Genomic DNA, 13,215 nt, shown 5'->3' with positions numbered 1-13,215 from the left:
TTCCCGCCCGTGAAGACTTAGGTCCTTCCCGCACAACTTGTCTGTAAAAGCTGTCTCGGTCCCTCTTTCCTGCCATGCGCGATCCGGTCCGATCAGGTGATTTCAGGCGATTTAGTTTGCGATCCGCTAACCGGTCAAGCCGTGTCGCGGAAGGTTGATGAACCCGCTGAACTCCGGCAGACCCGGAGAAAAGTGAGCGCCCCATGACTGAGCTGTATAAGCAGTACCTGGACACTTCGTACCTGTCCGGCGGTAACGCCGCCTACGTTGAAGATCAGTACGAAGCGTACCTTCAAGATCCCACGTCCGTTAGCGAGGCACTGCGCGCGTACTTCGATGCGCTGCAGAACGTCCCCGCCGTCGACGGTTCCAACGCCCGGGATATCCCCCACGCCCCCATCATCACGTCGTTCGCTGAGCGCGCCAAGGCTGGCCCGATCAAGACGATTGTCGCGTCTGCCGATTCCGACATGGGTCGCAAGCGCGTGGCCGCGACGCAGCTGATTGCCGCGTACCGCAACGTGGGCCTGCGTTGGGCCGATCTTGACCCGCTCAAGCGTCAGGAGCGCCCCCCGGTTCCGGATCTGGACCCGGCTTTCTACGGCTTCACCGAAGCTGACCAGGAGATCATCTTCAATGCCAGCAACACATATTTCGGCAAGGAATCGATGAGCCTGCGCGAGCTGGTCAACAACCTGCGCGAAACGTACTGCGGCTCGATCGGCGCCGAGTTCATGTACATCAGCGACCAGGCGCAGAAGCGCTGGTGGCAGGAGCGTCTGGAAACCATTCGCTCCAAGCCGACCTTCTCGGCGGAAAAGAAGAAGCACATCCTGGAACGCCTGACGGCCGCTGAAGGCCTCGAGCGCTTCCTGCATACGAAGTACGTCGGTCAGAAGCGCTTCTCGCTGGAAGGCGGCGAAAGCTTCATCGCGGCCATGGACGAAATGATCCAGCGCGCGGGCGAGAAGGGCGTGCAGGAAATCGTGATCGGCATGGCCCACCGCGGCCGTCTGAACGTGCTGGTCAACACGTTGGGCAAGATGCCCGCCGACCTGTTTGCCGAGTTCGAAGGCAAGCACGTGGACGACCTGCCGGCCGGCGACGTGAAGTACCACAAGGGCTTCTCGAGCGACGTGACCACCCCGGGCGGCCCGGTTCACCTGTCGCTGGCGTTCAACCCGTCGCACCTGGAAATCGTCAACCCGGTCGTGGAAGGCTCGGTCAAGGCACGCCAGGAGCGCCGCGACGACAAGCACGGCGCGCAAGTGCTGGCTGTGCAAGTGCACGGTGACGCGGCTTTCGCAGGCCAGGGCGTCGTGATGGAAACGCTCAACCTCGCGCAGACGCGCGGCTACGGTACGGGCGGCACGATCCACATCGTCATCAACAACCAAATCGGTTTCACGACGTCGGACCCGCGCGATTCGCGCTCGACGCTGTATTGCACCGACGTGGTCAAGATGATCGAAGCGCCGGTCCTGCACGTGAACGGCGACGATCCGGAAGCCGTCGTGCTGGCCATGCAGCTGGCCGTGGACTTCCGTACCGAGTTCCAGAAGGACATCGCGGTCGACATCATCTGCTTCCGCAAGCTCGGCCACAACGAGCAAGACACGCCGGCGATGACGCAGCCGCTGATGTACAAGAAGATCGGCCAGCACCCGGGCACGCGCAAGCTGTACGCAGACAAGCTCGTCACGCAGAACACGCTGAAGACCGAAGAGCCTGATGGCCTGGTGCAGGAATTCCGCGCCGCCATGGACGCCGGCAAGCACACGGTCGACCCGGTGCTGTCGAACTTCAAGAACAAGTTCGCGGTGGACTGGCTGCCGTTCCTGAACCGCAAGTGGACGGATTCCGCCGATACCGCTGTGCCGATGGCCGAACTCAAGCGTCTGGCCGAGCGCATCACCGCCATCCCCGATCACTTCAAGCTGCACCCGCTGGTTGAGAACGTCGTCAACAACCGCGCCAAGATGGGCAAGGGTGACCAGGCGCTGGACTGGGGCATGGGCGAACATCTGGCGTTCGCCTCGCTGGTGGCCTCGGGCTACCCGGTGCGTATCACCGGTCAGGATGCCGGCCGCGGTACGTTCACGCACCGCCACGCCGTGCTGCACGACCAGAACCGTGAGCGTTGGGACGCTGGCAGCTACATCCCCCTGCAGAACGTGTCGGAAAGCCAGGCGCCGTTCACCGTCATCGACTCGGTGCTGTCCGAAGAGGCCGTGATGGGCTTCGAATACGGCTACTCGTCGGCTGACCCGAACACCCTGGTGATCTGGGAAGCCCAGTTCGGTGACTTCGCCAACGGCGCGCAGGTCGTGATCGACCAGTTCATCTCGTCGGGCGAAGTGAAGTGGGGCCGCGCCTCGGGCCTGACGCTGATGCTGCCGCACGGCTACGAAGGTCAGGGTCCGGAGCACAGCTCGGCGCGTCTGGAGCGCTACCTGCAGCTCTGCGCAGACCACAACATGCAAGTGGTGCAGCCGACCACGCCGGCGCAGATCTTCCACCTGCTGCGTCGCCAGATGATCCGGATGTTCCGCAAGCCGCTGATCATCCTCACGCCGAAGTCGCTGCTGCGCAGCAAGGACGCCGTGTCTCCGCTGTCGGATCTGGCCAAGGGCCACTTCGAAACGGTGATCGCCGATACGGCCGAAGATCTGAACGCCGCCAAGGTCAAGCGCGTTGTGGCCTGCTCGGGCAAGGTCTACTACGACCTGGTCAACGCCCGCAAGGAACGTGGCCAGACCGACACCGCCATCATCCGCGTGGAACAGCTCTATCCGTTCCCGCACAAGGCGTTCGCAGCGGAGCTGAAGAAGTACCCGAACCTCGCCGAAGTGGTGTGGTGCCAGGACGAACCGCAGAACCAGGGCGCCTGGTTCTTCGTGCAGCACTACATCATGGAAAACATGGCCGAGGGTCAGAAGCTGGGCTACGCAGGCCGCCCGGCATCGGCATCGCCGGCTGTGGGCTACTACGCGAAGCACAACGAGCAGCAGAAGGCGCTGATCGATGCAGCATTCGCCAAGCTCAAGGGCTTCGTGCTGACCAAGTAAGCGACAAGCGCATCAAGGCGACGGCTTCGGCCGTCGCCTTGGCGCATCGTCGCCACCGAATTCCACCGTCGAATTCCACCGTATATCGAATTGAAGCGCCGCCCCGCTGAGAAGGGCGCGCATACATGAATCCAAGGAACCACTGAAATGGCTATCGTTGATGTCAAGGTCCCGCAGTTTTCCGAGTCCGTTGAAGAGGGCACGCTGATCTCCTGGAAGAAGAAGCCGGGCGAAGCCGTGGCCCAGGACGAAATCCTGATCGAAGTCGAGACCGACAAGGTCGTGCTGGAAGTGCCGGCTCCGTCGGCTGGCGTGCTGGCTGAAGTACTGGTGGCGGACGGCGCAACCGTCACGTCGGAACAGCTGCTGGCCAAGATCGACACCGAAGGCAAGGCAGGCGCTGCTGCTCCGGCACCCGCCGCCGCAGCGCCCGCGCCGGCAGCCGCTGCTCCGGCCGCTGCTGCTGCCACGGGTGGCGTGGCCATGCCGTCGGCTGCCAAGCTGATGGCTGAGAACAACCTGTCGGCTGGCCAAGTGGCCGGCACGGGCCGCGATGGCCGCATCACCAAGGGCGACGTGCTGGGTGCCGTGGCTGGTGGTGCCAAGCCGGCAACGGCAACGGCCGCCGCTCCGCAAGCCGCACGTCCGGCGCTGCAGCAAGTGGCTGCTCCGGTGGACTTCGCTGCCCTGGGCGACCGTCCGGAAGAGCGCGTGCCGATGAGCCGCCTGCGTGCCCGTATCGCCGAGCGCCTGGTGCAATCGCAATCGACCAACGCCATTCTCACCACCTTCAACGAAGTCAACATGAAGCCGGTGATGGACTTGCGCGCCAAGTTCAAGGACCAGTTCGAGAAGACCCACGGCGTGAAGCTGGGCTTCATGTCGTTCTTCGTGAAGGCCGCTGTTCACGCGCTGAAGAAGTACCCGATCATCAACGCGTCGGTGGATGGCAACGACATCGTGTACCACGGCTACTTCGACATCGGTATCGCTGTCGGCTCGCCGCGCGGCCTGGTGGTGCCCATCCTGCGCAACGCCGACCAGATGAGCCTGGCCGACATCGAGAAGAAGATTGCAGAATTCGGCAAAAAGGCCCAGGACGGCAAGCTGACGCTGGACGACCTGACCGGCGGCACGTTCTCGATCTCGAACGGCGGTACGTTCGGCTCGATGCTGTCGACTCCGATCATCAACCCGCCGCAATCGGCCATCCTGGGCGTGCACGCCACCAAGGACCGCGCCGTGGTGGAGAACGGCCAAGTTGTGGTTCGCCCGATGAACTACCTGGCCATGTCCTACGACCACCGCATCATCGACGGCCGCGAAGCCGTGCTGGGCCTGGTGGCGATGAAGGAAGCGCTGGAAGATCCCGCACGCCTGCTGCTGGACCTGTAATCAACCGCGTTGATGACACGAGACGCCGCCCACGCTATGCGGCGGCGTCCGAATCGAGGATTTCTCCATGAGCAAAGAATTTGACGTGCTGGTGATCGGCGCCGGCCCCGGCGGCTACATCGCCGCCATCCGCGCTGGCCAGTTGGGCCTGAACGTGGCGTGCTGCGAAGGCAACGCCTACGACGATCCGAAGAGCGAGCCGCGTCTGGGCGGCACGTGCCTGAACGTGGGTTGCATTCCGTCCAAGGCGCTGCTGGCTTCGTCGGAAGAGTTTGAGAACGTGAACCACCACCTAGCCGATCACGGCATCACGGTGGACGGCGCCCGCGTCGATGTGGCCAAGATGCTCAAGCGCAAGGACGACATCGTCGGCAAGATGACCAAGGGCATCGAGTTCCTGTTCCGCAAGAACAAGGTGACGCTGCTCAAGGGCTACGGCAAGTTCGTTGGCAAGACCGACGCTGGCTATCAAGTGGAAGTCGCGGGCAAGGCCGGCACGGAAGTCGTGACCGCCAAGCACGTGATCATTGCCACGGGCTCGAAGGCACGCCATCTGCCGAACGTGCCGGTCGACAACGTGATCGTTGCCGACAACGAAGGCGCGCTGAAGTTTGCCGAAGTGCCGAAGAAGCTGGGCGTGATCGGCGCTGGCGTGATCGGCCTGGAGCTGGGCTCGGTGTGGCGCCGTCTGGGTTCGGAAGTGACGATCCTCGAAGCGCTGCCGAGCTTCCTTGGCGCGGCGGACGAATCCGTTGCGAAGGAAGCCAACAAGCTGCTGGTCAAGCAAGGCCTGAAGATCAACGTCGGTGTGAAGGTCGGCGAGATCGAATCGTCGGCCAAGGGTGTGAAGGTCAACTACACCGATGCCGCTGGCGCTGCGCAAGTGCTCGAGTGCGACAAGCTGATCGTCTCGATCGGCCGTGTGCCGAACACCGACAACCTGGGCCTGGAAGCCATCGGTATGGCGACCGACCAGCGCGGCTTCATCGAGGTGGACGACCACTGCGCGACCAAACTGCCGAACCTGTGGGCGATCGGTGACGTGGTGCGTGGCCCGATGCTGGCACACAAGGCCGAAGACGAAGGCGTGGCCGTAGCCGAGCGCATCGTCGGCCAGAAGCCGCACATCGACTACAACTGCATCCCCTGGGTGATCTACACCTTCCCGGAAATCGCATGGGTCGGCAAGACGGAACAGCAGCTCAAGGCCGAAGGCCGTGAGATCAAGGCTGGCCAGTTCCCGTTCATGGCCAACGGCCGTGCACTGGGCATGGGCGCATCCGACGGTTTCGTGAAGGTCATCGCCGATGCGAAGACCGACGAAATCCTGGGCGTGCACATCGTCGCAGCCAACGCATCGGACCTGGTGGCCGAAGCCGTGGTGGCGATGGAGTTCAAGGCTGCGGCGGAAGACATCGGCCGCATCTGCCATCCGCACCCGTCGATGTCGGAAGTGATGCGCGAAGCTGCGCTGGCTGTCGACAAGCGTCAGCTCAACATGTAATGACTCGCTGAAGAGCGAGCACGGTGCCCGGTCATCCGCAAGATGCCGGGCATTGTTCCATTTGGGCTGCTCGGGCGATTGCCCAGCGGCCCCGCCAAAGCAGATGAACGTTCAGGAAACCTACCTCAAGGAACTGAAGGCGCGCGGCTATCAGCCCGACGAAGCGCAACAGCGTGCCGTCGATCGCCTGCAGTTGTGCTACGACGAATGGGTCGCCTACAAAGGGCGCCGTTCCAGCGCGCTGCGCAAGATGCTCGTGCATCCGGACTTGCCGCGCGGCGTTTATATGTGGGGTGGGGTGGGGCGCGGCAAGTCGTTCCTGATGGATGCGTTCTATGCTTGCGTGCCGCTTGTGCGCAAGACGCGATTGCACTTCCACGAGTTCATGCGCGAGGTGCATCGCCAGCTGGAAGAGCTGCGCGGCCGCGCCGATCCGCTGGATGAACTGGCGCGTCGCATCGCCAAGCGTTACCGCCTGATTTGCTTTGACGAATTCCATGTCAGCGATGTGGCCGACGCGATGATCCTGCATCGACTGCTCGATCAGCTGTTCGCCAACGGCGTGCAGTTTGTGATGACGTCCAACTACCGGCCTGACTTGCTGTATCCGGACGGCCTGCACCGCGATCGTGTGCTGCCCGCCATCGCACTGCTGCAAGAGAAGCTGGACGTGCTGAACGTCGATGCCGGCATCGACTACCGCAAGCGCGCGATGGAGCAGGTGCAGGCGTATCACACGCCGCTGGGCGCCAAGGCCAACTCGGCGTTGCGTGATGCGTTTGCCGCGGTGGCAGAGGGGCCGGATGACTCGCCAGTGCTGCACATTGAACACCGCGAGATTCGCGCCGCGCGCAAGGCTGGCGGCGTGGTGTGGTTCGATTTCGCCACGCTGTGCGGCGGGCCGCGTTCCCAGAACGATTATCTGGAAATCGCTTCGCGCTTCCACACCGTCATCCTGGCTGACGTGCCCAAGATGACGCCGCGCATGGCCTCCGAGGCGCGCCGGTTCACGTGGCTGATTGACGTGTTCTACGACCACAAGGTCAAGCTGCTGATGTCTGCCGAAGTGCCGGCTGACGAGCTCTACACCGAGGGCCAGATGGCCAACGAATTCCAGCGCACCGTGTCGCGCATCATCGAAATGCAGTCGCGCGAATACCTCGAGGCGCCTCGCCGCGAAGTCGATACGTCGTTGACCTGATCGGTTGGCGCCATCGGGCGCCTAATGCGAAAGCGGCGGCGGATTGCGGTGCGATGACGGTGCCTGCGAGGGCCGCAGGTTTGCGCCAAAGAAATCCTGCGGCAGGCGCTCGGTCTTGCGGTTGACGTTGCGGAACGCGCCTTCCACCAGCATCGGGGCGACATTGCTGACGTCGGTCTGCGAGGCGATGGTCACGTCTTCGGTAAAGCCGCGTTCGCACAGTTCACGGCCCGACACCGAATCGAGCAGCCACGCTTTCATCATGCCGGTCTGGGAAGCTTCCCGGTAGATCGCGCGGGCGGCAAGCGCCTCGGGTGACAGCGCCTGCGGCAGAAAGCCGGCCACCGTTTCCGAGAGGTGATGCACGATCGCACCAGCGGCCAGCCAGTCTTCCAGGGCGGGGCGCAGGCTACCGTCGGCCCAGCGTTCTCCCGATGCCACCACGGCCACGCGTCGGCCTAGCCGCGATGCAGCTTCCGCCACGGCGCGCGCATTGCGCAGGCAGCCGGCGAACGTGGGCGTTGACCCGGTTGCCAGGGCCAGCGTTGCGCCGTTGGGCGAGGGCAGTACCAGATTGCTGCCCATCGGCAACTCGCGTAGTGACGCCGGCGAGAGCGTGTAGCCCGGCTGGCTGCGGTTGGTGCCCGCCAGCATCGCGCCGGCCCGACGCGCGAAGACTTCTGCGCTGCCGTCACGCCAGGGGTACGGATAGATACGTGCGCCGCGCGCCACGGCCACATCCACGCAGGTGCAGAAGGACAGCACGTCCACCACGATGACCACGTCGCAATGCGGTGCCAGCGCGGATGCCCCGTGCTCGCCCCATTCGCAGTGGATGTTGTACAGGCTGAATTCGGTTGCCATGACGCGCCCTCCTGTTTGCCTGGTGCAGCTCTTTACTATAGGCGCCTAAATTTTTTGCGCGAGGGCTGGTATTTGCCGGGAGTGCAGCAAAAGTCGCATATCCGGCCGCGTTTTTCATGGGCCTGAGTTGATTCGCATCAAGGGTCGCCGGAAGGATGCTGGCTAGCATCGTCTTCATAATGACGACGACATTCGCCCCCAATCATCCAGCCGTGCCGGTTGCCGGTTCAGGCTCGCCCCTTGCCAGGGGTGGGGCGGGCGCATCACACGTCACCTGCTATCACTGCGCCTTGCCGCTGGACGGCGCTGCCGCGCTTCACGCCGAGATCGGCGGCCAATCCCGGGATTTTTGCTGTGCCGGCTGTCAGGCCGTCGCGCAGACGCTGCACGCCTCCGGCATGGGCCATGTCTATGACGGCCCCGTCGCCTTTGCGAAGCCCATCGAGGGCGAACGACGCACTGAAGCCGAAGCCGTCTGGTCGACCTACGACTTGCCCGTCATGCGCGAGCGCTTCGTGCGTGTGCGGGCGGATGGGTCTGAGGAGCTGTCGCTTGCCATCAGCGGTATGCGGTGCGCCGCGTGCGTCTGGCTGATCGAGCGCGCACTGTCCCGCGTACCGGGTGTGCGTGAGGCAACCGTCAACTACGCCACCGAACGCGCGCGCATTGTGGGAGACGCGGGCGCCGTGCGCTTGTCCACGGTGTTTGCCGCGATTGCCGACGTCGGCTACGAAGCGTGGCCCGACCAGCCCTCCGCGCGCCGCACGGCCGAGGCACGCGAGCGCCGCAGCCTGTTGATCCGTCTGGGCATCGCCATGTTGGGGATGATGCAGGTGATGATGTATGCATGGCCGGTGTATCTGCACGGCAGCGACATCCCCCTCAGCCAGACCCGCCTGATGCAGTGGGCGAGCCTGGTGCTGACCGTGCCGGTGGTGTTGATTTCTGCGCGGCCCATTTTTGTGAATGCCTGGCGACAGGTGCGGCACGCGCACGTCGGCATGGACGTGCCCGTGGCGCTGGGTGTGGGCGCGGCCTTCGTGGCCAGCGTGGTGGCCACCGTATTTGCGACCAACGGCGGCCACGGTGAAACATATTTCGACTCGGTGACGATGTTCGTCGCCTTTCTGCTGGCGGCGCGCTATCTTGAACTGCGGGCACGCCAGAGCGCGGCTTCCGGCGCTGAGGCGCTGGTGCGCCAGTTGCCTGCCACCTGCCGGCGCATGAATGCCGCCAGCGGTGCGCTCGAAATCATCCCCGTCGCCACATTGCAGCAGGGCGATTGCGTGGAGGTGCGCGCGGGCGAAGTCTTGCCCGCAGACGGCACCATCGAGCACGGCGCCACCGAGATTGACGAATCCCTCCTCTCCGGCGAAAGCGTGCCGCGCGCGCGCGATGTGGGGGCGACCGTGCTGGCCGGCAGCTACAACGTGGTCAGCGCGATTCGCGTGCGTGTGACGCGCGTGGGTGCGCAGACACGCCTGTCGGCGATCGTTGAACTGCTCGAGCGCGCCTTGTCCGACAAACCGCGCATGGCCGAACTCGCCGATCGCGTGGCGGGCCGCTTTGTGGCGGTGCTGCTCGGTTGGGCGCTGCTTACTGCGATTGCGTGGTGGTGGATCGACCCGGCGCGCGTGTTTGCCGTCACGGTGGCGGTGCTGGTGGTGAGCTGCCCATGCGCACTGTCGCTGGCCACGCCGTCTGCGCTGGCGGCGGCCGGCGGTGCGCTTGCACGGCGCGGCGTGCTGGTCACGCGCGGCCACGCTGTCGAAGGCCTTGCTGCGGTGACCGATGTGCTGCTCGACAAGACCGGCACGCTCACCGAAGGACGGCTGCGCCTGCTAAGCATCGAGACCTTCGCCGACATGGACGCGGAGCACTGCCTGGCGCTGGCGTGCGCGATGGAGCAAGCCGAGAACCACCCGATTGCCCAGTCGCTGCGTGCTGCCACCCCGCACGCGATGCCCTTGCCGACGTTGACGAGTACCGCCAACGTGCCGGGGCAGGGCGTACACGCAATGGTGGAGGGCAAACAGATGCGGGTGGGCACGCAGTCATTCGCGGCTGCGCAGTACACCGGTCAGCCGGCCGCCTCCATCCGTTACGGCGAAACGCCGGTGGAGGAGGTGCCTCCTGCGGCCGCGTGTACGTCCGTCTGGCTCGGCCGTGACGGCCAGCCGCTTGCACGTTTCACCCTGGCCGACACGCCGCGTGCGGATGCGCCCGCTTGTTTGGCTGCCTTGCGTGCGCAGGGCTTGCGCCTGCATCTCGTGTCCGGGGATGCGCCCGAGACCGTGCACTGGTGGGCCAATCGCCTCGGTATCGACCACGCGGTGGGTGGTGTCAGCCCCGAAGACAAACGCGCCTACGTGCGCAAGCTGCAGGCCGAGGGTGCGCGCGTGCTGGCCGTTGGTGACGGCATCAACGATGCGCCGCTGCTCGCGCAGGCACAGGTCTCCATTGCGATTGGATCGGGCGCGCCGCTGGCCCAGGCTGGCGCCGACGCCATCCTGACCGAGCCGCGTCTGCTCGCCATCAGCGAGGCCGTATCGATTGGCCGCCGCACGCTGCGCGTGGTGCGTCAGAACCTGGGCTGGGCCTTCGCCTACAACGCGATCAGCATTCCGCTCGCCACGCTCGGGTGGCTGTCGCCGCTCGCCGCGGGCATCGGCATGTCGGCGTCGTCGCTGCTGGTGGCGCTCAATGCGTGGCGTTTGTCACGCGCCAAGTAAGGGGGCGATATGGAAACGCTGTTCCTGTTGATTCCGCTCTCGCTGATGCTCGTGGTGGCGATTGTCGGCGTGCTGTGGTGGGCCGTGGGCTCGGGCCAGTACGACGATCTCAGGGCGCCCGCCGAATCGATTCTGTTGGATCCCGACACGCCTGCACGCGACGCAATGTCGCGGGACGGAACTGCTTGAACCACCTGGGCCGGGGTGCCTTGATGCACGTCAACACCCGCAAGCGGCCCGGTTCTTAACATGACCACATCACACCAAAACTCTCGGGGAGCAAGCATGGAATTATCCAGCGCGATACCGCATACCCAGCCCACCCAGACCTTCAATTACCGCGTTGTCCGCCAGTTCTCGATCATGACGATCGTCTGGGGCATCGTCGGCATGGCGGTCGGTGCGCTGATCGCGGCCCAGTTGATCTGGCCGCAACTGAACTTCGGGGTGCCCTGGCTGACGTATGGCCGGTTGCGTCCGTTGCATACCAATGCCGTCATCTTTGCGTTTGGCGGCAGCGCGCTGTTTGCCACGTCGTACTACATCGTGCAGCGCACGTGTCAGGTGCGGTTGTTCTCCGACACGCTGGCGGCCTTCACCTTCTGGGGGTGGCAGGCGGTGATCGTGGCTGCGGCCATCACGCTTCCGCTGGGCATCACCAGCTCGAAGGAATACGCCGAGCTGGAATGGCCCATCGACATCCTCATCACCGTCGTGTGGGTGGTCTACGCCATCGTGTTCTTCGGCACGATCATTAAGCGCAAGACCAAGCACATCTATGTGGCCAACTGGTTCTTCGGCGCGTACATCATCACGATCGCGCTGCTGCATATCGTCAACAACGCAGAGCTGCCTGTGACGATGTGGAAGTCGTATTCGGCCTACGCCGGCGTGCAGGACGCCATGGTGCAGTGGTGGTACGGCCATAACGCCGTGGGCTTCTTCCTGACCACCAGCTTCCTGGGGATGATGTACTACTTCGTGCCCAAGCAGGCTGAGCGACCGATCTATTCGTACCGCCTGTCGATCGTGCACTTCTGGGCGCTGAACTTCACCTACATGTGGGCCGGCCCGCACCACCTGCAATACACCGCGCTGCCGGACTGGGCACAGTCGCTGGGCATGGTGTTCTCGCTGATTCTGCTGGCGCCGTCGTGGGGCGGCATGATCAACGGGATCATGACTCTCTCGGGCGCCTGGCATAAGCTGCGCACCGATCCGATCCTGAAGTTCCTGGTGGTGGCGCTGTCGTTTTACGGCATGGCGACGTTCGAGGGCTCGATGATGTCCATCAAGACCGTCAACGCGCTGTCGCACTACACCGACTGGACCATCGGCCACGTGCACTCCGGCGCGCTCGGCTGGGTGGCGATGATCACCATCGGCTCGATGTACTACATGATTCCGCGCCTGTTCGGCCAGCAGCGCATGTACAGCACGCGCCTGATCGAGGTGCACTTCTGGATCGCCACCATCGGCGTGGTGCTCTACATCGCCGCCATGTGGGTCGCCGGCGTGATGCAGGGCCTGATGTGGCGCGCTACCGAGGCCGACGGCACGCTCACCTACAGCTTTGTCGAAGCGGTGAAGGCGACGTACCCGTTCTACCTCATTCGCCTGCTGGGTGGCCTGTGCTTCCTGGCCGGCATGCTGCTGATGGCCTTCAACGTGATCAAGACCATCCAGGGCAGCAAGGCGGTGGATGCACCGATTCCTCAACCTGCGCAAGCTCCGCTGGTCGCGGCACAGTGAGGAGACGAACATGAGCAACCCATCCAACAAGTTCTTCTCGCACGAAACGCTGGAAAAGAACATCGGTTTCCTGATCGCACTGACGCTCGTGGTGGTCAGCATTGCAGGGCTGGTGCAGATCGTGCCGCTGTTCTTCCAGCATTCGACCACCGAGCCGGTCAAGGGCATCGCGCCGTATTCGCCGCTGCGGCTGGCGGGGCGCGACATCTACATCCGCGAGGGCTGCGTCGGCTGCCACTCGCAGCAGGTGCGCACGCTACGCGCCGAGACCGAACGCTATGGCCACTACTCGCTGGCCGGTGAATCGGTGTTCGACCACCCGTTCCTGTGGGGCTCCAAGCGTACCGGTCCGGACCTGGCGCGCGTGGGTCAGCGCTATTCCGACGACTGGCATCGCATCCACCTGCGCGATCCGCGCGAAGTGGTGCCCGAGTCGAACATGCCTTCGTATGCATGGCTTTCGAAGACGCCGCTGGATGACAGCGACATCGAAAAGAAGATGCATGTGCTGCGCCAGCTCGGTGTGCCGTACACCGATGCGCAGATTGCCGGTGCACGCGAGCAACTCGCCGGCAAGACCGAAGAGGACGCCGTCGTCGCTTATCTGCAGGGCCTGGGCGTGGAACTGCGCAATGTTCGCGACATGGCCGGTACGCCCGCTGATGAATCGGCCGCCACCGTTGCCGCAAAGGAGTGAGT

General features: G+C 64.2%; 9 protein-coding genes. 8 read left to right on the top strand and 1 reads right to left on the bottom strand.

Annotation, left to right across the window (positions count from 1 at the left end; all coding sequences use genetic code 11):
* The first annotated feature begins 203 nt into the window (after nt 1-203).
* The 4 genes from NG900_RS07250 to zapE all read left to right on the top strand — a co-directional run bounded on the left by NG900_RS07250 (nt 204) and on the right by zapE (nt 7,168).
* A complete protein-coding gene (locus NG900_RS07250) occupies nt 204-3,068 on the top strand; it encodes a 2-oxoglutarate dehydrogenase E1 component (RefSeq protein ID WP_252678635.1) in 2,865 nt (954 codons plus the stop codon).
* Nucleotides 3,069-3,215: 147 nt separating this feature from the next.
* Nucleotides 3,216-4,463, top strand: coding sequence for a 2-oxoglutarate dehydrogenase complex dihydrolipoyllysine-residue succinyltransferase (odhB, locus tag NG900_RS07245; RefSeq protein WP_252678634.1), 1,248 nt, complete (start codon nt 3,216-3,218; stop codon nt 4,461-4,463).
* 67 nt (nt 4,464-4,530) lie between these two features.
* Nucleotides 4,531-5,967: a dihydrolipoyl dehydrogenase gene (gene lpdA, locus NG900_RS07240; RefSeq protein WP_252678633.1), complete on the top strand. Its 1,437-nt coding sequence runs from the start codon at nt 4,531-4,533 to the stop codon at nt 5,965-5,967.
* A 103-nt stretch (nt 5,968-6,070) separates the two neighbouring features.
* Nucleotides 6,071-7,168, top strand: coding sequence for a cell division protein ZapE (gene zapE / locus NG900_RS07235; protein ID WP_252678626.1), 1,098 nt, complete (start codon nt 6,071-6,073; stop codon nt 7,166-7,168).
* 21 nt (nt 7,169-7,189) lie between these two features.
* Here zapE and NG900_RS07230 read toward each other — a convergent pair whose 3' ends face one another.
* Nucleotides 7,190-8,032, bottom strand: coding sequence for a 2-phosphosulfolactate phosphatase (locus NG900_RS07230; RefSeq protein ID WP_252678616.1), 843 nt, complete (start codon nt 8,030-8,032; stop codon nt 7,190-7,192).
* 179 nt (nt 8,033-8,211) lie between these two features.
* On the opposite strand from NG900_RS07230, the gene NG900_RS07225 reads away from it, so the two are divergent.
* From NG900_RS07225 to ccoO, 4 genes are all read left to right on the top strand, one after another.
* On the top strand, nt 8,212-10,764 hold the full coding sequence (locus tag NG900_RS07225; RefSeq protein ID WP_252678608.1) for a heavy metal translocating P-type ATPase: 2,553 nt from the start codon (nt 8,212-8,214) through the stop codon (nt 10,762-10,764).
* 9 nt (nt 10,765-10,773) lie between these two features.
* Complete coding sequence (gene ccoS / locus NG900_RS07220) at nt 10,774-10,953, top strand: cbb3-type cytochrome oxidase assembly protein CcoS (protein WP_252678606.1); 180 nt, start codon at nt 10,774-10,776, stop codon at nt 10,951-10,953.
* 96 nt (nt 10,954-11,049) lie between these two features.
* Nucleotides 11,050-12,516, top strand: coding sequence for a cytochrome-c oxidase, cbb3-type subunit I (ccoN, locus tag NG900_RS07215; RefSeq protein WP_252678604.1), 1,467 nt, complete (start codon nt 11,050-11,052; stop codon nt 12,514-12,516).
* 10 nt (nt 12,517-12,526) lie between these two features.
* Entirely contained in the window at nt 12,527-13,213 is a 687-nt protein-coding gene (ccoO, locus tag NG900_RS07210) for a cytochrome-c oxidase, cbb3-type subunit II (protein ID WP_252678602.1), read from the top strand.
* Nucleotides 13,214-13,215: the final 2 nt, after the last annotated feature.

It is taken from the genome of Ralstonia soli (genome assembly GCF_023955655.1).
GTDB lineage: Bacteria > Pseudomonadota > Gammaproteobacteria > Burkholderiales > Burkholderiaceae > Ralstonia > Ralstonia soli.
This window is presented reverse-complemented; position numbering and strand designations above follow the sequence as displayed.

Excerpts from the sequence above, each read along its gene's own strand:
- NG900_RS07250 (WP_252678635.1), top strand. The coding sequence starts at position 204 with ATGACTGAGCTGTATAAGCAGTACCTGGACACTTCGTACCTGTCCGGC.
- odhB (WP_252678634.1), top strand. The coding sequence starts at position 3,216 with ATGGCTATCGTTGATGTCAAGGTCCCGCAGTTTTCCGAGTCCGTTGAA.
- lpdA (WP_252678633.1), top strand. The coding sequence starts at position 4,531 with ATGAGCAAAGAATTTGACGTGCTGGTGATCGGCGCCGGCCCCGGCGGC.
- zapE (WP_252678626.1), top strand. The coding sequence starts at position 6,071 with ATGAACGTTCAGGAAACCTACCTCAAGGAACTGAAGGCGCGCGGCTAT.
- NG900_RS07230 (WP_252678616.1), bottom strand. The coding sequence starts at position 8,032 with ATGGCAACCGAATTCAGCCTGTACAACATCCACTGCGAATGGGGCGAG.
- NG900_RS07225 (WP_252678608.1), top strand. The coding sequence starts at position 8,212 with ATGACGACGACATTCGCCCCCAATCATCCAGCCGTGCCGGTTGCCGGT.
- ccoS (WP_252678606.1), top strand. The coding sequence starts at position 10,774 with ATGGAAACGCTGTTCCTGTTGATTCCGCTCTCGCTGATGCTCGTGGTG.
- ccoN (WP_252678604.1), top strand. The coding sequence starts at position 11,050 with ATGGAATTATCCAGCGCGATACCGCATACCCAGCCCACCCAGACCTTC.
- ccoO (WP_252678602.1), top strand. The coding sequence starts at position 12,527 with ATGAGCAACCCATCCAACAAGTTCTTCTCGCACGAAACGCTGGAAAAG.